Annotated in this window: 22 protein-coding genes; 17 read left to right on the plus strand and 5 right to left on the minus strand. The window is 59.8% G+C overall.

Annotated elements, in window-relative coordinates; translation table 11 throughout:
* Positions 1 to 194 precede the first annotated feature (194 nt).
* The 9 genes from mdcA (at position 195) to madM (ending at position 7426) form a co-directional block, all read left to right on the plus strand.
* On the plus strand, positions 195 to 1865 hold the full coding sequence (gene mdcA / locus PFAS1_RS13185; RefSeq protein ID WP_076029439.1) for a malonate decarboxylase subunit alpha: 1671 nt from the start codon (positions 195 to 197) through the stop codon (positions 1863 to 1865).
* Positions 1865 to 2722, plus strand: coding sequence for a triphosphoribosyl-dephospho-CoA synthase (locus tag PFAS1_RS13190; RefSeq protein WP_076029440.1), 858 nt, complete (start codon positions 1865 to 1867; stop codon positions 2720 to 2722). Before mdcA ends, PFAS1_RS13190 begins: the two co-directional genes overlap by 1 nt.
* A complete protein-coding gene (locus tag PFAS1_RS13195; protein ID WP_076029441.1) occupies positions 2722 to 3021 on the plus strand; it encodes a malonate decarboxylase subunit delta in 300 nt (99 codons plus the stop codon). Before PFAS1_RS13190 ends, PFAS1_RS13195 begins: the two co-directional genes overlap by 1 nt.
* A complete protein-coding gene (locus tag PFAS1_RS13200; RefSeq protein ID WP_076029442.1) occupies positions 3014 to 3856 on the plus strand; it encodes a biotin-independent malonate decarboxylase subunit beta in 843 nt (280 codons plus the stop codon). Before PFAS1_RS13195 ends, PFAS1_RS13200 begins: the two co-directional genes overlap by 8 nt.
* Positions 3853 to 4656, plus strand: a complete 804-nt coding sequence (mdcE, locus tag PFAS1_RS13205) for a biotin-independent malonate decarboxylase subunit gamma (protein ID WP_076029443.1) — start codon at positions 3853 to 3855, stop codon at positions 4654 to 4656. The genes PFAS1_RS13200 and mdcE overlap by 4 nt, the downstream gene beginning before the upstream one ends.
* Entirely contained in the window at positions 4650 to 5270 is a 621-nt protein-coding gene (locus tag PFAS1_RS13210; RefSeq protein WP_076029444.1) for a malonate decarboxylase holo-ACP synthase, read from the plus strand. The genes mdcE and PFAS1_RS13210 overlap by 7 nt, the downstream gene beginning before the upstream one ends.
* Entirely contained in the window at positions 5267 to 6178 is a 912-nt protein-coding gene (mdcH, locus tag PFAS1_RS13215; RefSeq protein ID WP_076029445.1) for a malonate decarboxylase subunit epsilon, read from the plus strand. Before PFAS1_RS13210 ends, mdcH begins: the two co-directional genes overlap by 4 nt.
* 65 nt (positions 6179 to 6243) lie before the next feature.
* Positions 6244 to 6660, plus strand: a complete 417-nt coding sequence (gene madL, locus PFAS1_RS13220; protein WP_033060440.1) for a malonate transporter subunit MadL — start codon at positions 6244 to 6246, stop codon at positions 6658 to 6660.
* A gap of 1 nt (position 6661) precedes the next feature.
* The gene (madM, locus tag PFAS1_RS13225) at positions 6662 to 7426 is read left to right on the plus strand and encodes a malonate transporter subunit MadM (protein ID WP_076029446.1); all 765 of its coding nucleotides are present in this window, start codon (positions 6662 to 6664) and stop codon (positions 7424 to 7426) included.
* A 184-nt stretch (positions 7427 to 7610) separates the two neighbouring features.
* On the opposite strand, the gene PFAS1_RS13230 is transcribed toward madM, so the two are convergent.
* Positions 7611 to 8531, minus strand: a complete 921-nt coding sequence (locus PFAS1_RS13230) for a LysR family transcriptional regulator (protein WP_076031528.1) — start codon at positions 8529 to 8531, stop codon at positions 7611 to 7613.
* Between the two features lie 200 nt (positions 8532 to 8731).
* On the opposite strand from PFAS1_RS13230, the gene trhA reads away from it, so the two are divergent.
* On the plus strand, positions 8732 to 9349 hold the full coding sequence (gene trhA, locus PFAS1_RS13235; protein ID WP_076029447.1) for a PAQR family membrane homeostasis protein TrhA: 618 nt from the start codon (positions 8732 to 8734) through the stop codon (positions 9347 to 9349).
* A 59-nt stretch (positions 9350 to 9408) separates the two neighbouring features.
* Here trhA and PFAS1_RS13240 read toward each other — a convergent pair whose 3' ends face one another.
* The gene (locus PFAS1_RS13240; RefSeq protein ID WP_076029448.1) at positions 9409 to 10371 is read right to left on the minus strand and encodes a LysR family transcriptional regulator; all 963 of its coding nucleotides are present in this window, start codon (positions 10369 to 10371) and stop codon (positions 9409 to 9411) included.
* A gap of 107 nt (positions 10372 to 10478) precedes the next feature.
* Between PFAS1_RS13240 and PFAS1_RS13245 the strand changes: the two genes are divergently transcribed.
* Genes PFAS1_RS13245 through PFAS1_RS13255 form a run of 3 tightly spaced genes read left to right on the plus strand, consistent with a single transcriptional unit; the run spans position 10479 to position 13019 of the window.
* Positions 10479 to 11741: a D-amino acid dehydrogenase gene (locus PFAS1_RS13245; protein WP_076029449.1), complete on the plus strand. Its 1263-nt coding sequence runs from the start codon at positions 10479 to 10481 to the stop codon at positions 11739 to 11741.
* On the plus strand, positions 11738 to 12088 hold the full coding sequence (locus PFAS1_RS13250; RefSeq protein ID WP_074871612.1) for a RidA family protein: 351 nt from the start codon (positions 11738 to 11740) through the stop codon (positions 12086 to 12088). The genes PFAS1_RS13245 and PFAS1_RS13250 overlap by 4 nt, the downstream gene beginning before the upstream one ends.
* A gap of 28 nt (positions 12089 to 12116) precedes the next feature.
* Positions 12117 to 13019 carry a transporter substrate-binding domain-containing protein gene (locus PFAS1_RS13255; protein WP_076029450.1) on the plus strand — a complete coding sequence of 301 codons (903 nt, stop codon included), beginning with the start codon at positions 12117 to 12119 and terminating at the stop codon, positions 13017 to 13019.
* Positions 13020 to 13136: 117 nt separating this feature from the next.
* Here the strand turns inward: PFAS1_RS13255 and PFAS1_RS13260 are convergent, their stop codons facing one another.
* Both PFAS1_RS13260 and PFAS1_RS13265 read right to left on the minus strand, forming a co-directional pair.
* A complete protein-coding gene (locus tag PFAS1_RS13260; RefSeq protein ID WP_074871609.1) occupies positions 13137 to 13856 on the minus strand; it encodes a 16S rRNA (uracil(1498)-N(3))-methyltransferase in 720 nt (239 codons plus the stop codon).
* A 134-nt stretch (positions 13857 to 13990) separates the two neighbouring features.
* Positions 13991 to 15397, minus strand: coding sequence for an adenosylmethionine--8-amino-7-oxononanoate transaminase (locus tag PFAS1_RS13265; RefSeq protein WP_076029451.1), 1407 nt, complete (start codon positions 15395 to 15397; stop codon positions 13991 to 13993).
* 223 nt (positions 15398 to 15620) lie between these two features.
* On the opposite strand from PFAS1_RS13265, the gene PFAS1_RS13270 reads away from it, so the two are divergent.
* Positions 15621 to 17375, plus strand: coding sequence for an FAD-dependent oxidoreductase (locus PFAS1_RS13270; RefSeq protein ID WP_076029452.1), 1755 nt, complete (start codon positions 15621 to 15623; stop codon positions 17373 to 17375).
* A 357-nt stretch (positions 17376 to 17732) separates the two neighbouring features.
* On the opposite strand, the gene llpB is transcribed toward PFAS1_RS13270, so the two are convergent.
* Positions 17733 to 18245, minus strand: a complete 513-nt coding sequence (gene llpB / locus PFAS1_RS13275; RefSeq protein WP_076029453.1) for a lectin-like bacteriocin LlpB — start codon at positions 18243 to 18245, stop codon at positions 17733 to 17735.
* A 465-nt stretch (positions 18246 to 18710) separates the two neighbouring features.
* On the opposite strand from llpB, the gene PFAS1_RS13280 reads away from it, so the two are divergent.
* From PFAS1_RS13280 to PFAS1_RS13290, 3 genes are all read left to right on the plus strand, one after another.
* Entirely contained in the window at positions 18711 to 19262 is a 552-nt protein-coding gene (locus PFAS1_RS13280; RefSeq protein WP_076029454.1) for a cytochrome b, read from the plus strand.
* 32 nt (positions 19263 to 19294) lie between these two features.
* Positions 19295 to 19888, plus strand: coding sequence for a YceI family protein (locus PFAS1_RS13285; protein WP_074871600.1), 594 nt, complete (start codon positions 19295 to 19297; stop codon positions 19886 to 19888).
* Positions 19889 to 20206: 318 nt separating this feature from the next.
* On the plus strand, positions 20207 to 20803 hold the full coding sequence (locus tag PFAS1_RS13290; RefSeq protein ID WP_076029455.1) for a YceI family protein: 597 nt from the start codon (positions 20207 to 20209) through the stop codon (positions 20801 to 20803).
* Positions 20804 to 20926 lie beyond the last annotated feature (123 nt).

Genomic DNA, 20926 nt, shown 5'->3' on the forward strand with positions numbered 1-20926 from the left:
CGTGTCGTGTTCAAATCCTGAGTCATCCACAATACCTGTGGGAGCGGGCTTGCTCGCGAAGGCGTCAGCGCGGGCAACGAATCCCTCCCGCCAACCATTACCCTGACCGTAACGATCCACCACTCTGCTTGATTGATGCCCCCCACCCAACGCTCCTAAGGTGACTCCCACGACAGCGAACCCGTGGAGTGGTCATGACAACAACAATATCCCCCGACTCGCGATGGACGCGGCGGCGCAGCGAAAAACAGCGGCGTCTCGAGCTGGTGCGGGGTCTCGCCGACGGTGTGGTCCTGCCCACCGACAAAATCGTTGCGGCGCTGGAGGCATTGATCCTGCCCGGTGACCGTGTGGTGCTGGAGGGCAATAACCAAAAGCAGGCGGATTTCCTGTCCCGCTCCCTGGCCAAGGCCGATCCCGCGAAGCTGCACGACCTGCACATGATCATGCCCAGTGTCGGACGCTCCGAGCATCTGGACCTGTTCGAACGCGGCATCGCCCGCAAGCTCGACTTCTCTTTCGCCGGCACCCAGAGCCTGCGCATCAGCCAGCTGCTGGAAGACGGCCTGCTGGAAATCGGCGCGATCCACACCTACATCGAGCTCTATGCGCGACTGGTGGTCGACCTGATTCCCAACGTCGTGCTCTCGGCCGGGTTCATGGCCGACCGGGCCGGCAACATCTACACCGGCCCAAGCACCGAAGACACCCCCGCATTGATCGAACCGGCCGCTTTCAGCGATGGCATCGTCATCGTTCAGGTCAATCAACTGGTGGACGATGTCAGCGACTTGCCCCGCGTTGACATCCCCGCGTCCTGGGTGGATTTCGTGGTGGTGGCCGACAAGCCGTTCTACATCGAGCCGCTGTTCACCCGCGACCCACGTCACATCAAGCCTGTGCATGTGTTGATGGCGATGATGGCGATCCGTGGGATCTACGAAAAACACAACGTCCAGTCCCTGAACCACGGCATCGGTTTCAACACCGCCGCCATCGAATTGATCCTGCCGACCTACGGCGAATCCCTCGGCCTGAAGGGCAAGATCTGCCGCAACTGGACCCTCAATCCGCACCCAACCTTGATCCCGGCCATCGAAAGCGGTTGGGTCGAAAGCGTGCATTGCTTCGGCACCGAATTGGGCATGGAAAACTACATCGCCGCCCGACCCGACGTGTTCTTCACAGGGCGCGATGGCTCCCTGCGTTCCAACCGGATGTTCTGCCAGCTGGCCGGGCAATACGCGGTGGACCTGTTCATCGGCGCGACGCTGCAAGTCGACGGCGACGGCCATTCCTCCACCGTGACCCGCGGCCGCCTGGCCGGTTTCGGCGGTGCGCCGAACATGGGCCATGACCCGCGCGGTCGTCGTCACGGCACGCCGGCCTGGCTCGACATGCGCCATGACGATGCGCCTGAAGCGCTGCTGGAGCGAGGCAAGAAACTCGTGGTGCAAATGGTCGAGACTTTCCAGGAGGGCGGCAAACCGACCTTCGTCGAAACCCTCGACGCGGTGGAAGTGGCGAAGAAAAGCGGCATGCCGCTGGCGCCGATCATGATCTACGGCGACGACGTCACCCACCTGCTGACCGAAGAAGGCATCGCCTATCTCTACAAGGCGCGTTCGCTGGAAGAACGTCAGGCGATGATCGCGGCCGTGGCCGGAGTCACCGTCATCGGCCTGCGCCACAACCCGAAAGACACCGCGCGCATGCGCCGCGAAGGCCTGATCGCCTTGCCCGAAGACCTCGGCATCCGCCGCACCGACGCCACTCGCGAATTGCTCGCCGCCAAAAGCGTGGCCGATCTGGTCGAGTGGTCCGGTGGCCTCTACAACCCGCCCGCCAAGTTCAGGAGCTGGTAATGCACGCATTCAACCTGCAACCGAAAACCCTGTCCCTGGCTGAGCGGCTGGCAGATCTGGCCGTGGACGCACTGATCGACGAAGCGGACCTGTCGCCGAAACCGGCGCTGGTCGACCGTCGCGGCAATGGCGCGCACACCGATTTGCACCTCGGGCTGATGCACGCCTCGGCGCTGTCCCTGTGGCCTGCGTTCAAGGAAATGGCGGAGGCCGCCATCGAGTTCGGCGAAGTCGGTTTGCCGCTGCGCGAAGCCATTGGCCTGATCGGTCGTGAAGGCGAGGAAGTGATGCTCGCCACCACGGGCGGCGTGAACACCCATCGCGGGGCGATTTGGGCGTTGGGTCTGTTGGTCGCGGCGGCTGCGCTGGAGCCCGAATCCACGGCAGCAGGCTCGATCACTTTGCGCGCCGCACGTCTGGCCTTGCTCGACGACCGTTACGCGCCGCGTCCTCTGAGCCACGGCGCGCAAGTCGCCCAGCGCTATGGCGCACGCGGTGCCCGTGAAGAAGCACAGCTCGGCTTCCCGGCGGTGATTCAACGGGCGCTGCCGCAACTCAAACTCAGCCGCGCCGCCGGTCATGGCGAGCAGAACGCCCGGCTCGATGCCTTGCTGGCGATCATGACGAGTCTGGCCGACACCTGCGTGCTCTACCGCGCCGGTGAACAAGGCCTGCAGACCATGCAACTCGGCGCCCAAGCCGTGCTCGATGCGGGTGGCAGTGCCAGCCTCGCCGGTCGCCGTCGTTTGCATGTCTTGGATGAACAACTGATCGCGTTGAACGCCTCGCCCGGCGGTGCTGCTGACTTGCTCGCCGCTTGCTTGTTCATCGACCGCCTCGAATCCGGAGCTTTCTGATGGAAACCTTATCTTTTGAATTCCCCGCCGGGCAGCCGCCACGCGGCCGGACGCTGGTGGGCTGTGTCGGCTCGGGCGATCTGGAAGTGCTGATCGAGCCAGGCCAGGCCGGCAAACTGACGATCAAGGTGCAGACCTCGGTCAACGGCGCAGAACAACGCTGGCAGCATCTGTTCGCGCGGATGTTCGACGGTCAGACGCCACCGGCAATGGCCATCGATATCCACGATTTCGGCGCCACACCGGGAGTGGTGCGCTTACGTCTGGAGCAAGGCTTTGAGGAGATCAGCCATGACTGATCTCCTCAACAAACACAGCTTCGTCGAACTCGGCGCCCGACAACGAGCGAAAGCCTTGCTCGACGCCGGCACCTTCCGCGAACTACTCGACCCGTTTCAACGCGTCATGTCGCCATGGCTGTCGCGCCAGGGCGTGGTACCGCAAGCGGATGACGGCGTAGTCATCGCCAAGGGCAGCATCGGTGGATTGCCGGTGGTAATCGCCGCCATCGAAGGTGCATTCCAGGGCGGCAGCCTCGGTGAAGTCGGCGGGGCGAAGATTGCCGGTGCGCTGGAACTCGCCGCCGAAGACAACCGCGAAGGCATTCCGACCCGCGCCGTGTTGCTGCTGGAAACCGGTGGCGTGCGTTTGCAGGAGGCCAACCTTGGGCTGGCGGCGATTGCCGATATTCATGCGGCGATTGTCGATCTGTGCCAATACCAGCCTGTTGTGGGTGTGGTGGCGGGCAGCGTTGGCTGCTTTGGCGGGATGTCGATTGCCGCCGGGTTGTGCAGTTACTTGCTGGTCACTCAGGAAGCGCGGCTTGGCCTCAACGGTCCGCAAGTGATCGAACAGGAAGCCGGGCTTGAGGAATACGACTCCCGTGATCGTCCTTTCATCTGGAGCCTGACCGGAGGCGAGCAACGTTTTGCCAGTGGTCTTGTTGACCGATATGTCGCCGATGATGTGGCGCAGATTCAGCAGCAGGTCAGTGAATTGCTTAAGCAAGGTTTGCCGGAACAGCAACGCAGCCGTCAGGCCGAGCTGTTCCTGCAACGACTGGCCCGTCTGGACGCCGAGCCGCAAATCGAGCCGTCAACGGTTCGCGATCTGTATCAAGGAGAGCGCTCATGAGTTCGTATTCCCTGAGAGGTTTGAACTGGTTCAACGCCTTGAGTGCGGGCGCCAAACCGGTCGATGGTTTGCCCGCTTCGTTGAAGGTTGCCGACGGTGTGTTGGGTGACCAACCCGTTCGCTTTATCGCGGTGGTGGCTGATCCCGACAACCGTTTCGTCCGCGCCCGCAATGGCGAGGTCGGTCTGCTGGAAGGTTGGGGGCTGGCCAAAGCCGTGGATGAAGTCATCGCAGCGGATCTGAATAATTCGCAGAAACGTGCCTTGATCGCCATCGTCGATGTGCCGAGTCAGGCCTACGGTCGGCGCGAAGAAGCGCTCGGCATTCATCAGGCCTTGGCCGGTGCCGCCGACAGCTATGCCCGCGCTCGACTGGCCGGCCATGCCGTGATCGGGTTGCTGGTGGGCAAGGCAATGTCCGGGGCGTTTCTGGCGCATGGGTATCAGGCCAATCGGCTGATTGCCCTGCGCGATCCAGGCGTGATGGTGCATGCGATGGGCAAGGCGTCGGCGGCGCGGGTGACGTTGCGCAGTATTGAAGAACTCGAAGCACTGGCCGCCAGCGTGCCGCCGATGGCCTATGACATCGACAGCTACGCGAGTCTTGGACTGCTCTGGGAAACCTTGTCGGTGGAACAGATCGAGCAGCCGACGGCGGCGGATCTGACGCGGGTGACTGAATGCCTGAATCAGGCGATTGGTGATGTCGCCGCGAAAGGGCGCGACCTGAGCAGCCGCTTGGGCGCGAGCAACCGTGCGGCGTCGAGCCAGGTTCGCCAATTGCTGAGAGAGCAGTGGTGAACACGCTTCTCGCCCACGACCTGCTCTGGGGGATGACCCCGGAGCAGTTGCCTGCGGATGCACCTTCGTGGGTGATCGAGTCGATCCGTGCGGGTCAACCGGTGGTGGTTCGGCGTGCGTTGAGCGCGGCGAATCACATCGCGGTCGGCGTGCGTGGACGTTTGCGTGAGCAGCGTTATGCAACGGTGATGTCGGTCGATGCAATCCAGCGCCAAGTTCGGCCGGAAGCGCTTTGTCATGTCGCGCTTGATCGGAATTTACCGGCAGTGCGCGCCCTCAATCAACTGCGTCCGATGCTCGATTCCTGTGAGTGGGTGTGGGGTGTCAGCGGCAGCGCCGGGTTTGAATTGGCCAGCGGTTTTCAGGCATTGCATGAGGGCAGCGATCTCGACTTGATCCTGCGTACACCGCAGCCGTTGGAGCGTATGCAAGCGCAGTCACTGGTGAAGATTCTTGATGCTGCTGTCTGCCAGGTGGACCTGCAGTTGCAGACTCCATTCGGAGCAGTCGCCTTGCGCGAATGGGCCGGTCCGTCGCAACGGGTCCTGCTCAAAAACGCCAGTGAAGCCTGCCTGGTCACCAATCCGTGGAACCCGCAGGAGCAAGCAGCGTGAGCAGTTTGCTAGTGTTTCCGGGCCAGGGCGCGCAGCAGCCAGGCATGCTTCATCGTTTGCCTCGGGAAACTGTGATCGAGGCAAGTGAAGTCCTCGGGGAAGACGCTTTTCTTCTGGATTCTGCCGAAGCGCTGAAGTCGACAAGAGCGGTTCAACTCAGCTTGCTGATCGCCGGCGTCGCGGCTTCACGCCAGTTGTTAATGACGGCGGATTACGTGGCGGGATTGTCCATCGGCGCCTATCCGGCGGCAGTGGTTGCGGGTGCCTTGAGTTTCAGCGATGCGCTGCATCTGGTCAGCCTGCGCGGTGAGTTGATGCAACAGGCTTATCCACAAGGCTATGGCATGACCGCGATCATCGGTCTGGACCTGGCCACGGTGGAAGCGTTGCTGGCGCAGGTTCACAGCGGCGCAACACCGGTTTACCTGGCCAACATCAACGCCGATAACCAGGTGGTGATTGCCGGCAGCGATGGTGCGATGAAAGCGGTCGCCGACTTGGCGAAAGGTCGCGGTGCAGGGCTGGCCAAACGTCTGGCCGTCAGCGTGCCGTCTCACTGCCCGCTGCTGGAAGCCCCTGCGAAAACCCTGGCCGATGCCTTCGCCAAGGTGCAGCTGAAAACACCGACGCTGGGCTATCTGAGCGGCAGTCGCGCCCGGCCTGTCAGCAACATTGAAGCCTTGCGCGACGACCTGGCGTTCAACATGTGCCGCGTGGTGGATTGGCGCGGCACGGTACAAAGCGCCTACGAGCGCGGCGTACGTCTACAGATCGAACTGCCGCCCGGTGCGGTGCTGACCGGGCTGGCGCGCCGGGTGTTCGAGCAGGGCACCGTGATTGCCTTCGACGGTGCGCGGCTCGATACCTTGCAGGCGCTGTTGCGTGAGGAGGGAAGCCGCCAACCCTAGAACACCGACTCAGGCCTTCGAACAACAAAAACAACATTCGACGATGCACTTTGAGGACAACAACAATGATTATTTACGGTGTGGCGCTGTTGGCGATTTGTACGCTGGCAGGGGTGATCGTGGGCGACATGCTTGGCGTGTTGCTGGGCGTGAAATCAAACGTCGGCGGCGTCGGGATCGCGATGATCCTGTTGATCTGCGCGCGGTTGTGGATGCACAAGCACGGCGGCATGACCAAGGATTGCGAGATGGGCGTCGGCTTCTGGGGCGCCATGTACATTCCGGTGGTGGTCGCGATGGCTGCGCAACAGAACGTCGTCACCGCCCTGCACGGTGGCCCCGTGGCGGTGCTGGCGGCGATCGGCTCGGTGGTGATCTGCGGTTGCACCATTGCGCTGATCAGCCGGACTCACAAAGGCGAACCCTTGCCCGATGAACCGGCGGACATAACGCCGGTCGGCACGCCAGTAGGAGGTCGTTGATATGTGGGATCTCATTGAGAAAGGTCTGGAACATAACGGTCTGGTGACGGCGTTCGCGTTTGTCGGCGTGATCATGTGGGTGTCGGTGGTGCTGTCCAAGCGCCTGACGTTCGGACGGATTCACGGTTCGGCAATTGCCATCGTCATCGGGCTTGTTCTGGCCTGGGTCGGCGGCACGATGACGGGCGGGCAAAAAGGCTTGGCGGATTTGACGCTGTTTTCCGGCATCGGTCTGATGGGCGGCGCGATGCTGCGGGACTTTGCGATTGTTGCCACGGCATTCGAAGTGCAAGCCACCGAAGCGAAAAAGGCCGGTTTGATCGGCGTGATTGCGCTGCTGCTGGGCACGATCCTGCCGTTCATTGTTGGCGCGAGCATGGCCTGGGCGTTCGGTTATCGCGATGCGATCAGCATGACCACCATCGGCGCGGGTGCGGTGACTTATATCGTCGGGCCGGTGACTGGGGCGGCGATTGGTGCGAGTTCGGATGTGGTGGCGTTGTCGATTGCCACCGGGTTGATCAAGGCGATTTTTGTGATGGTCGGCACACCGATGGCGGCGAAATGGATGGGGCTGGATAACCCGCGCTCGGCGATGGTGTTTGGTGGGTTGGCTGGCACTGTGAGCGGTGTGACGGCGGGGTTGGCGGCGACGGATCGGCGGTTGGTGCCTTATGGCGCGTTGACGGCGACGTTCCACACCGGGCTTGGGTGCTTGCTGGGGCCTTCGTTGTTGTACTTCATTGTTCGCGGGATTGTGGGGTAGGACTCAAGATCGACCCCTCACCCTAACCCTCTCCCCAGGGGGGCGAGGGAACTGATCCGGGATTTCTTTAGAAATACTGCGACCTGAAATATCGAGTCGAACTCAGGTTTTGAAAACCATGGAGATCGGCTCCCTTTCCCCTCTCCCCACTGGGGAGAGGGCTGGGGTGAGGGGTGGTTCTTAGTCACACCGCAGCATTTCGATTGGCATACATCCGACACTCCGCCAGCAACGCCAACAAATTCGGATCCCGCTCCTTGGCCTTCAAAAACACCACCCCAATGTGCTGCTGCAACCGATACTTTTCCTGCAGCGGAATCAGCTTCACCCGGTTCTCATACACCGCCGCAATCCGTCCCGGCAGCAACGCATAACCCACGCCCGAGCTGACCATGCTCAGCAAGGTGAAGATGTCGTTGACCTGCATCGCCACCTTCGGTTCGAACCCCGCCTGCTTGAACACCCGATTACCGTCCTGGTGCGTGGCAAAGCCCTGGGTCAGCGTAATGAATGTCTCGTCGCGCACTTCGGCCAGGTCGACTTCGGTCCGTTGGGCAAACCTTGAATCAGCCGGTGTGGCAAGAAAGATGTCGTCGGAAAACAGCTGAATCTGCTCGCAGTCCGGGTCGTTGACGCTCTCGTCCAGCGACACCAGGATCGCGTCGACTTCCATGTTCTTGAGCTTGTACAGCAGGTCGAAGTTCGAGCCGAGGATCAGGTCGATGTTGAGTTCGCTGCGGCGAATCTTCAGGCCCATGATCAGCTGCGGCACGGTTTTCACCGTCAGTGAATACAGCGAACCAAGCTTGAAGCGCTCAGCGGAGAACCCGGCGGCTTCGCGGGTCAGGCGCACGGTTTCGACCACGTCCTGAATCAGCTTCTGCGCGCGTTCTTCCAGCACATAAGCGCTTTCGAGTGGGGTCAGGTTGCGACCTTCGTGTTTGAATAGCGGGCAACGCAGGGCGCTTTCCAGGGAATGGATCGCTCGGTGCACGCTGACGTTGCTGGTTTGCAACTCGGCAGCGGCGCGGGCCAGGTTGCCGGTGCGCATGAAGACCAGGAACACCTCGAGTTTTTTCAGGGTCAACTCTTCGTCGATCAGCATGGGCCAGACTCTTATTCGAATCGTTCGATTGTGCCCAATTGGCTGACGTTTGGCTCGATGGCTTTTGTAGGAGCTGCCGAAGGCTGCGATCTTTTGATCTTCGGCATCTTCAAGGGCGCCGAAAATTAAGATCAAAAGATCGCAGCCTCGTTTCACTCGACAACTCCTACACAGCTCCTACATCTTGAGGTGAGCAACACATGTATCACGGGGAAAGATTGAACGCCTGGACGCATCTGGTCGGGGCGGTGGCAGCGGTGGTCGGGGTGGTGTGGATGCTGGTGATCGCCGGCATGGACGGCAGCCCGTGGAAGATTGTCAGCGTGGCGATCTACGGGTTCACCTTGTTGGTGCTTTACAGCGCGTCGACCGTTTACCACAGCGTGCGTGGACGCAAGAAAGCGATCATGCAGAAGGTCGATCACTTTTCGATCTACCTGTTGATTGCCGGCAGTTACACGCCATTCTGTCTCGTGACGCTACGTGGGCCGTGGGGCTGGACGCTGTTCGGAATTGTCTGGGGGTTGGCGCTGATCGGCATCCTGCAAGAAATCAAACCGCGCTCGGAAGCGCGGATTCTGTCGATCGTGATCTACGCGGTGATGGGCTGGATCGTGCTGGTGGCGGTCAAGCCGTTACTGGCGGCGTTGGGCAGTACAGGTTTCGCCTGGCTGGCGTCGGGCGGCGTGCTGTACACCGTGGGCATTGTCTTTTTTGCGCTGGACAGTCGTTTGCGCCATGCCCACGGGATCTGGCATCTGTTCGTGATTGCCGGGAGTTTGCTGCACTTCGTGGCGATTATGTTTTACGTCGTGTAGACCGCACTGCAGCTACCTGCAAAACCTGTGGGAGCGGGCTTGCTCGCGAAAGCGTCAGGTCAGTCGACATCATCGCTGACTGATCCACCGCTTTCGCGAGCAAGCCCGCTCCCACAGGGATACAGGTGATCCAGCTGCGCCTGCGCCCGTCGGCTGAACACCTGCAACAAGTCGCTCAGGGTGTGGGGCGGCGATTCGTCGGCGCGGGTTATCGCATACAAGGTGATCGGTAGCGCGGGTGCCAGAGGTCGAATCGCCGTGGCGGCGGGGGAGGCGCCGAGCGCGGTAAACGGGTCGATCACTGCGAGCCCGGCGCCGGATTCAACCATCGCCCGCGCCAGCGAATAGGTCTGCACGGCGATGCGAACCCGTGGTGGCGGCTCGACCGCCTCAAGGTAGCTGTCGAGCCTGGCCGCCAGCGGATCGGCGCTGGACAGGCCGATCAGCGGCGCGCCGGCCAGTTCGCTCAATGGCAATGGTTGGCCCAAGGCGTCGTCGGCCCAATAACCCAGCGGCGCCAGCGCCACCAAAACCCCGCAAGCCAACACCTGTGCCTTCAGGCCCGGGTGATCCGGCGGCTGCAAGGTCAGTGCGACATCCACTTCGCGCATCAACAAATTCTGCATCAGCTCACGGCTGTGGGCGCTGGACAGCTCGCAGACGATGTCCGGGTAGCGTTGCGTCCATTCGTTGATGGCCGGCGGCAGCAGCGACAAGGCCAGCGCCGGGATCGCGCCAATCCGTACGCTGTGACCCGGCTCGCGTCGCAGGCTCTGGGCCAGACGTCGCACGCCTTGCAGGCTTTCGGTGACCTTGTCGACTTCGCGCTCAAGCTCCAGCGCTTCGGGCGTGGCCTGCAATTTACCGCGCACCCGCAGGAACAGCGGGAAGCCCAGTTGCTGCTCGGCGTGTTGCAGCACTTTGCTCACCGCCGGCTGCGACACGTGCAGCAATTGCGCGGCGCCACTGACCGAACCGGTCTGGCGAATGGCCTGGAAAATCTCGATGTGTCGCAGTCGCATGGCAAGTCCATAACCTTTGTTTATGGGTCAAGCATCTTTATGCATTGTTCAACGCCTGTCACCTGGTCCTAACCTGAAGCCTGTTTCAACAACGGTTAAGGACAGACATGGCTCAGCGGGTTTGCATCATCGGTGGCGGCGTCATCGGGCTGACGACGGCTTACGCACTGGTGCGCGACGGCATCGACGTGACGCTGATCGAGGCCCGGGATTCGTTGGGCAGCGAGACCAGTTTCGCTAACGGCGGCCAGTTGTCCTACCGTTACGTCGCGCCGCTGGCCGATGCCGGCGTACCGCTTCAGGCGCTGGGCTGGATGCTGCGCGGTGATTCGCCGTTGAAGCTGCGCCCGCGCCTGGACCCGGCTCAATGGCGCTGGATGGCGTCCTTCCTGGCGGCTTGCCGTCGTTCGGTGAATCAGCGCAACGGCGCGCACCTGCTGCGTCTGGCGCTGCTGAGCCAGTCCACACTGCAAGGCTGGCGCGAAGAAGACCGTCTTGACGGATTCGACTGGCGGCGCAACGGCAAACTGGTGACGTTTCGTGAAACCGCGAGTTTCGAGCATGCGCGCCATGGCCTGGCCGATCCGCAACAGCAACACGTGCTGTCGCGGGCCGAATGCGCACAACTCGAGCCCGCACTCGCTGAGGCGCCGTTTGTGGGCGCGATTTATACCCCCGACGAAGAAGTCGCTGATTGCCATGCTTTCTGCCAGCGATTGATGGCTAGGCTCCAGGCGTCGGGGCGGTGCGAGTTTTTGCTCGGCCGCAAGGTCACCGGCATTCGCCACGCGGACGGTGCGGTGCAGGCCGTCGAAATGGGTTCGCAAGTGCTGCCGGTCGAGCAACTGGTGATTGCCGCCGGCCATCGCAGCCCGGCGCTGGCATTGCCGGGCATGAACCTGCCGCTGTATCCGCTCAAGGGCTACAGCCTGACTTTGCCCATCCGCGCCGAACATCGTGCGCCGGAGCTGAGCATCACCGATTACAACCGCAAGATCGTTTACGCCCGTATCGGTGACCAACTGCGCGTAGCGGCGATGGTCGACATCGTCGGCTTCGACCCGGCGCTCGACCCCAAACGCCTTTCGCTGATCAAGCGCCAGGCGCAGGAAACCCTACCGAATGCCGGCGATTACGACGCCGCCATCGAATGGGCCGGCATGCGCCCGGCCACCCCCAGCGGCGTGCCGTTGATCGGCGCCACGGCATACCGCAATCTCTGGCTCAACCTCGGCCATGGCGCCCTGGGTTTTACCCTGGCCTGTGGCAGCGCCCGGTTGCTCAGCGAGTTGATCGCCCGGCGCACACCTTCAATCGAAATGCAGGGCCTCGCCCCCGCGTCGCCTGACTTGAAAAGGAAAAACCGATGAGCATCAACCGTATCAACAGCAACAGCCGGCTCTCTGGCGCGGTGACCTTTGGCGATCTGGTGTTTCTCTCGGGACAGGTTCCGGGTGACAGCACCGACGTCACCGGCCAAACCGCCGAAGTGCTGGCGAAGATCGACGCGTTGCTGGCCGAGGCTGGCAGCGACAAGGATCATCTGCTCAACGCGACCATTTACCTGAACGACATTGGCCGCGATTTCGCCGCCATGAACGAGGTCTGGTCGCAGTGGCTGTCACCGGGCAAGGCGCCGACCCGCACTACTTTGCAGGCGCAACTGGCCCGCCCAGAGGTGCTGGTGGAAATCACCGTGATCGCCGCCCGCCGCTAATCGTTTAAACCCACAACGGAGAATAACAATGCAAAAAATCACGTTGATCGGCTGCACCCTCGGCCTGCTGCTCACTAGTCAGGTCCAGGCCAACGAAGCGCCGCTGACCGGCACGCTGAACAAGGTCGCCAATGCCAAGAGCATCACCCTGGGTTATCGCGACGCGTCGGTGCCGTTCTCCTACGTGGGTGATCACACGGGGCAGCCGATGGGCTATTCGGTGGACCTGGCGAGCAAGATTGTCGAGCGCATCAAGCAAAAGCTTGAACTGCCGGATCTGCAGGTGAAGTACAACCTGGTGACCTCGCAAACGCGCATTCCGCTGGTGCAGAACGGCACGGTCGACCTTGAATGCGGCTCCACCGGCGTGACCGCCGAACGCATGCAGCAAGTGGCGTTTTCCTACGGGTTTATCTACGTGAAGGGGCAGTTGCTCACTTCGAAAGACAGCGGCATAAAAAGCTTCGCCGACCTGCGCGGCAAGAACGTCGTGACCACCGCCGGCACCACCAACGAGCGGTTTCTGAAGAGCTACAACGTCGATCACAAGATCGATATGTTTGTGATCAGCGCCAAGGACCACGGCGAAGCGTTCCAGATGCTGCAGTCGGGTCGGGCGGCGGCGTTCTATATGGATGACGCGCTGCTCTACGGCGAACGCGCCAAGGCCCGCGATCCGCATAACTGGGTTGTGGTGGGCGAGGAGCAGTCGCGGGAAATCTACAGTTGCATGGTGCGCAAGGGTGACCCGCAGTTTCTCGAATTGGTGAACTCGACACTCGCTGATCTGTACAGCTCAGGGGAAATCAACGGCATCTACAACCGCTGGTTCCAACAGCCGATTCCGCCCAAAGGCCTGAACCTGGAATTCCCGATGACCAGCGAGCTGAAGGCAATCATCGCCAAGCCAGTGAGTGATCCGGTGCAATAGCTCCTGAATGATCGTTCCCACGCTTTGCGTGGGAATGCAGCCCATGACGCTCCGCGTCACTGGACGCAGAGCGTCCCTTGAGGCATTCCCACGCAGAGCGTGGGAACGATCATGGGGTCAGAAGTCGCCCCACAGTTGTTGGGCCACCGCCAACGCCACCACCGGCGCGGTTTCGGTGCGCAACACGCGAGGGCCGAGGCGGGCGGCGTGAAAACCGCCAGCCTTGGCCTGCTCGACTTCCGCATCGGACAACCCGCCTTCCGGGCCGATCAAAAACGCCAGCGTCGCAGGCTTCGCATGACTCACCAATGGTTCGGCCACCGGATGCAGCACCAACTTCAATTCTGCTTGAGTCTGCTTCAACCAATCCGCCAGTAGCAGCGGCGGATGAATCACTGGCACCCGTGAACGCCCGCACTGCTCGCAAGCGCTGATCGCAACCTGGCGCCAGTGCATCAGGCGCTTGTCGGCGCGCTCATCCTTCAGCCGGACTTCACAGCGGTCGCTAAAAATCGGGGTGATTTCCGTGACGCCCAACTCGGTGGCTTTCTGAATCGCCCAATCCATCCGCTCGCCACGGGACAAGCCCTGGCCGAGATGGATCTGCAAAGGCGACTCGACCTGCCCGGTGAAGCTTTCATCGATCTGCACGACGACGCGCTTTTTGCCGACCTCCACCAGCGTGGCGCGGAACTCATGGCCCGAACCGTCGAACAGTTGCAGCGCATCACCCTCGGCCATGCGCAGCACGCGGCTGATGTAATGGGCCTGGGCCTCGGGCAACTCGTGTTCGCCAGTGCTCAAGGGGGCGTCGATAAAGAAGCGGGACAGTCTCATGCTGGGTCTCTACTGAATTGATCGTTCCCACGCTCTGCGTGGGAATGCCTCACCGGACGCTCTGCGTCCGCTTTTGGGACGCGGAGCGTCCCGGGCTGCATTCCCACGCAGAGCGTGGGAACGAGCGTTGCCAATCAGCCCGGATCGCGGAAGCCCGGGTGAAAGTCCTTCGGCACGGAAACACTGACGCTGTCGCGAGTCGCGATGTCGATACCTTCACTCGCCACTTCGGCCAGAAAGTCGATTTGTTCAGGCGTGATCACGTACGGCGGCAGGAAGTACACCACGCTGCCCAACGGTCGAAGTAAAGCACCACGCTCCAGCGCATGCTGGAACACTTTCAAGCCGCGACGTTCCTGCCATGGATAAGCTTCCTTGGTGGCCTTGTCCTTGACCATCTCGATGGCCAGCACCATGCCGGTCTGGCGCACTTCCGAAACGTTCGGGTGCTCGGCCAGATGCGCGGTGGCGGTGGCCATGCGCTGGGCCAGTGCCTTGTTGTTCTCGATGACGTTGTCTTCTTCGAAGATATCCAACGTCGCCAATGCCGCCGCGCACGCCAGCGGATTGCCGGTGTAGCTGTGGGAATGCAGGAAGGCGCGCAGGGTCGGGTAGTCGTCGTAGAAAGCGCTGTAGACATCTTCGGTGGTCACGCAGGCCGCCAACGGCAGGTAGCCGCCGGTCAGGGCCTTGGACAGGCAGAGGAAGTCCGGGCGGATGCCGGCCTGTTCACAGGCGAACATCGTTCCGGTGCGGCCGAAGCCGACGGCGATTTCGTCGTGGATCAGGTGTACGCCATAGCGGTCGCAGGCTTCGCGCAGCAGCTTCAGATAAACCGGGTGGTACATGCGCATGCCGCCGGCGCCCTGGATCAGGGGCTCGACGATGACGGCCGCGACGCTGTCGTGGTTCTCGGCCAGGGTCTGTTCCATGGCGGCGAACATGTTGCGCGAATGTTCTTCCCAGCTCATGCCTTGCGGGCGCAGGTAGCAATCGGGGCTCGGCACCTTGATGGTGTCCAGCAGCAGCGCCTTGTAGGTTTCGGTGAACAGCGGCACATCGCCCACCGACATCGCCGCCATGGTCTCGCCGTGGTAGCTGTTGGTCAGGGTGACGAAGCGTTTCTTGTTCGGCTGGCCGCGGTTGAGCCAATAGTGAAAGCTCATTTTCAGCGCGACTTCGATGCAGGACGAACCGTTATCGGCGTAGAAACACCGGGTCAGGCCTTCCGGCGTCATCTTCACCAGACGCTCGGACAACTCGATCACTGGCTGATGACTGAAACCGGCAAGGATGACGTGCTCCAGCTGATCGACCTGATCCTTGATGCGCTGGTTGATCCGCGGATTGGCATGGCCAAACACGTTGACCCACCAGGAGCTGACGGCATCGAGGTAGCGTTTGCCTTCGAAGTCTTCCAGCCAGACCCCTTCACCGCGCTTGATCGGGATCAGCGGCAGCTGTTCGTGGTCTTTCATCTGGGTGCAGGGATGCCACAACACCGCGAGGTCGCGTTGCATCCACTGATCATTCAGGCCCATTTTCAGTCTCCTCGAGGCGGCTCGCTGGGTGCGCGGGCAAACAATCGCGCAAGCCTATGCAATGCGTGACGTGGGGACAACCCATTGTGTCGATTGAGCTACTTTGTATAGGTGGATAGACGTCGCTGGCGGCCTTTTGATGGCTGACGTATTCTTCGCGGTTCTTTGAGCCGTCTGGCTCGCAAAACCGCTATTTTCCTCGTGTATTTCCGGAGTTCGCTGAATGTCTGCTGGTTGGCTGCGCGCCTGTGCGCTGGTGATGTTGGGGCTGTTCAGCGTGTCTGCGCTGGCCAAGGATAAAACGGCGATCGTGATCGGCGGAGGGCTCTCTGGCCTCACGGCGGCTTACGAACTGCAAAACAAGGGCTGGCAGGTCACCCTGCTGGAAGCCAAACCGAGCCTGGGCGGTCGCTCGGGCATGGCCACCAGTGAGTGGATCGGCAACGACAAGACCCAACCGGTTCTGAACAAGTACGTCTCGACCTTCAAGCTGAGCACCACGCCAGCCCCAGAGTTCGTGCGGACCCCGGGCTACCTGATTGACGGTGAGTATTACACCGCCGCCGATCTGGCCACCAAGCAGCCGGCCACCAGCGACGCGCTCAAGCGCTACGAAAAGACCCTGGACGATCTGGCACGCTCGATCGAAGACCCGCAGAACCCGGCGGCCAACAGCACACTGTTCGCTTTGGACCAGATCAGCGTGTCCAACTGGCTCGACCGCCTGAATCTGCCGGCCACGACACGTCAGTTGGTGAATCAGCAGATTCGTACCCGTTATGACGAACCGTCGCGCCTGTCGCTGCTGTACTTCGCACAGCAAAGCCGCGTTTACCGTGGCGTTGCCGACCGTGACCTGCGCGCTTCACGCCTGCCCGGCGGTAGCCCGGTGCTGGCACAGGCTTTCGTCAAGCAACTGAAAACCATCAAGACCAGCTCCCCGGTCTCGGCGATCAGCCAGGACAAGGACGGCGTGACCGTCAAAGTCGGCAGCGTTGGCTACCAGGCTGATTACGTCGTTGTGGCCGTGCCCCTGCGCGCACTGAACAAGATCCAGATGACTCCGTCGCTGGATGCCCAGCACATGGGCGCGATCAAAGGCACCAACTACGGCTGGCGCGACCAGATCATGCTGAAGTTCAAGACGCCAGTGTGGGAAAGCAAGTCGCGGATGACCGGTGAGATCTACAGCAACACCGGCCTGGGCATGTTGTGGGTTGAACCGGCGATGAAGGGCGGCGCCAACGTGGTGATCAACCTGTCCGGCGACAACGCGCGCGTGATGCAAGCCTTCGGCGACAAGCAGATCGCCGATCAGGTGCTGATCCGTCTACACGCCTTTTATCCACAGGCACGCGGTGCGTTCACCGGTTATGAGATCCGCCGTTACAGCAACGACCCATCGATGGGCGGCGCTTACCTGGCCTTCGGTCCTGGCCAGATCAGCAAGTACTGGCGCCTGTGGGAGCGTCCGATTCAGCGTGTAGTCTTTGCTGGCGAACACACCGACACCTTGTACCCAGGCACCCTGGAAGGCGCATTGCGCACCGGTCAGCGGGCGACCAGTCAGGTAGAAGACCTGATGGCCGGCAAGTCGTTTGAACCGGCGAAAGTTGTTCCGGCGGCGACCGCTGTTGCGGCTGGGGCGGTAGCGGCGAAGAAAGGTAACTTCTTCACCAACCTGTTCGGTGGTTCTGACGACAAAACGGCACCGGTCAAGGCGCCAGAGCCAGTGGCTCCGGTTGCTCCGGCTCCAACGCCAGCACCGGCAGCAGCACCTGCTCCGGTTGAGGCGCCGAAACCAGTGGCACCGGTGAAAGCCGAGCCAGCGAAGAAGGCTCCGGCTAAAACTCCAGCCAAACCGGTAACCAAGACCGAAGCGAAAAAAGCTCCGGCCAAGACTCCAGCAAAGAAAGCTGAGCTGGCGAAGAAGCCAGCGAGCAAACCGGCTGCGACTACTGAGACCAAGGCTCAGTAACGTTCAGGCGTAAAAAAAAGCGCGGCCCGAGGGTCGCGCTTTTTTTTGCTCATCCGATTGCCGTCCTACAGGATTTAGCGGTGGGTCAGATATTTCTCACAAGATAATCAGAAGCAAATGATTGATCGTGCGTGAACTACAAACCTATGCTCTTCAAGAAATATGGAGGACATATGAAGGCGCTAGTAGCATTAATAGTAGTAATCGTACTTTCTGGCTGTGCGAGTGGTGAGTTCTTTCCTAAAGGCTATGGTCATCGACTGGCATATAAATGTCAGATTGATCCGTACTATTATGAGTGCTTGAATCCACCTCCAGCCTTCAAAAATTAATAAGTCGATAAGTTGCCAGGAACTATTAGAGAGGGCCTAGCGAGAACTTCCATGTCTTAATCTCCGTTCCATCTTCTAGCACTCTGGTGAACCTTTCCTTTGCCTTTGGGATACGACCAGGGACGAATCCAGAGCGAGCCCAGCACAGATTTCCCGTACGCTGATCGTAAATGACCAGATTGCCGTCATCTTGAATAACCATACTTGTGTTGTACCACAGCGATTTGTCAGTGCTGTGAGTGCTCTCGGCAATCCATAAACGTCTCCGGGATGGATCATAAAGAAAGCCGTTATTACTGATCACAAACATCAGAGGCTCACGCATTTTTTTTGGATGCAAGGTCCTGCTATAAGTCTGACTTCCATCTGCGATCCAGACTACTTCACCATTATCCGTAATTATTAAGTTGCCCTCTGCCTGCAATAGCAATCGGAATCGACCATTCAGGGACATAAGATACTGTCCTGGTGACATCGTTTGATTGGGCGGCAGCACCGGCGAGCCACTTGCTTGAAAGGGCGTGTATGTAATAGCCATATTTTTTCCTTTCCTAAATGAGTGTTGAGTCCTCATTAAATCAAATTGAAATAAGGAAATGGCGATGCATATGTATTGCATGGCTTAAAAAGCGCAGGTGAGCTAGAAACTAGCTGGCACCAGTCGCCGCTCAGGCGAAAAACGAACCAGTTGATAATCCAGCGACACGCTGGCGACTAATGTTGAGACCGGGGTTAGTGACGTTCAGGCGTAAAAAACAGCGCGGCTCAAAGACCGTGCTTTTTTGCCTGGAAAAAATCGCAGGTAGGCATCAAATACACCTTTTGATGCAGGTGTTCTCTGGTGTGTATTCATTTTTCCTCACAATTTTCGACGTTAATCTTTCCTTAACCCGCCTGTTTCAGGCTCTTGATCGTATTTCTCGATATTTCAAAGCGAAATTTTCCGCTTTATCTCGATAGATAACTCGATAGTCTTGGTCGCAGTTCTCACAGGATTTGGGCAATGCAGCTACGTAATTCTTCTTCGCTCTACGGTTGGATCAGCATTTTCATGCACTGGGGCGTGGCGCTGGCAGTCTTCGGCCTGTTTGCGTTGGGCTTGTGGATGGTCGGTCTCGACTACTACAGCACCTGGCGTAAAGACGCGCCCGAGCTGCACAAGAGCATTGGCCTGGTGTTGTTAGCCGTTATGGTGCTACGAGTGCTGTGGCGTTTTATCAGTCCGCCACCACCCGCGCTTGAAAGCTATAGCCGCATGACGCGTATTGGCGCCACGTTCGGCCATGCGATCCTGTATCTCAGTCTGTTTGCTGTGATGATTGCCGGTTACCTGATTTCCACCGCAGACGGTGTCGGGATTCCGGTGTTTGGCCTGTTTGAAGTTCCTGCACTGGTTTCCGGACTACCGGATCAGGCAGACACCGCCGGTGTGATTCATCTGTATCTGGCGTGGGCACTGGTAATTTTTTCCGGTCTCCATGCGTTGGCAGCACTGAAACACCACTTTATCGATCGTGATGCGACCCTGACGCGAATGCTGGGCCGCAAAGCTTGAAGTTCAACCTCGACTCCAAAGGAATAGAAAGCATGTTGAAAAAAACGCTCGCCGCTCTGGCAATCGGTTCTGCTCTGCTGTCCGCCAACGTAATGGCGGCCGACTACGTCGTCGACAAAGAAGGCCAGCACGCCTTCGTTGACTTCAAGATCAGCCACCTGGGCTACAGCTACATCACCGGTACCTTCAAGGACATCGACGGCAAGTTCAGCTTCGACGCTGCCAAGCCTGAAGCCAGCAAGATCGAGTTCAACGTGAACACCGCCAGTGTGTTCACCAACCATGCCGAGCGCGACAAGCACATTGCCAGCGGTGACTTCCTGAACGTGAGCAAATTCGCTAAAGCGACGTTTGTTTCCACCAGCGTCAAATCCACCGGCAAAAACGCCGCTGGCAAAGACACTGCAGACGTGACCGGTGACCTGACCTTGATGGGCGTGACCAAGCCAATCGTGGTCAAGGCCACTTTCCTGGGTGAAGGCAAGGATCCATGGGGCGGCTACCGTGCCGGCTTCGAAGGCACCACCAGCATCAAGCGTTCCGATTTCGGCAAGCAGAAAGACCTGGGTCCTCAGTCCGACGCAGTTGAGCTGTACGTTACGTTTGAAGGTGTGAAAGCGAAGTAAGGCTGAGACCGTAGGAGCTGGCGAAGCCTGCGATCTATTGATCCTAATAGATCGCAGCCTGCGGCAGCTCCTACAAAAGCAGTGCGCTACACCCACAAAAAAGCCCCGCCGATCTTTCGACCTGCGGGGCTTTTTATTGCCCGGGATTCGGCGCTTCTGCGAATCGTATTCGTGAATTCGTACACTGCGTCGTTACGTTTCCTACGCCGCGTCCTACAGACCTCATTAATCATTGGTTAACGAACCCGACGCATATTCCTGTTCAACGTTGAGGGGGCACTGACTCTCGATTTTGTCTCGTTGATATAAGGTTTGAATATGCTGAAAAAGTCCGTTTCTACCCTCGCCATGGGCGCTGTCCTGCTGGCTGGTGGCCAGGCCATGGCCGCTGACTATGTCCTCGACAAAGAAGGCCAGCATGCTTTCGTGAACTTCAAGGTCAGCCATTTGGGGTACAGCTACATCACGGGTACTTTCAGGGACATGGATGGCAAGTTCAGCTTCGATGCCGATAACGTTGAAGAAAGTACGGTTGAAGTCAATGTCCGCACTTCCAGTTTGTTCAGTAATCATGCGGAGCGTGACAAACATCTGGGTGATAAAGAGTTCCTGAATATCAGCCAGTACCCCAACGCCAGGTTCGTATCGACCCGTGTCCAACCCACCGGGAAAAATTCCGAAGGCAAGCAGACAGCCGATGTATTGGGTGATCTGACGATTAGTGGAGTCACGAAAGCGGTCGTGATCAAGGCGGTCTTTTTAGGGGAGGGCGCGGATCCTTGGGGTGGCTACCGTGCTGGATTCGAGGGTACGACGACGATCAGGCGTGAGGATTTCGGTCAAGTCGGAAAACTTGCTCCCGGCTCCAGTCTTATTGACCTGTACATCACGTTTGAAGGCATCAGAGCGATATAACTTTCGCGCGCCACAGATCCCTGTGGGAGCGGGCTTGCTCGCGAAGGCGGTGGATCAGTTGATGTACATGCTGAATGACACACCGCCTTCGCGAGCAAGCCCGCTCCCATAGGTTTTTTTGTA

It is taken from the genome of Pseudomonas frederiksbergensis (genome assembly GCF_001952935.1).
Classification (GTDB): Bacteria; Pseudomonadota; Gammaproteobacteria; order Pseudomonadales; family Pseudomonadaceae; genus Aquipseudomonas; species Aquipseudomonas frederiksbergensis.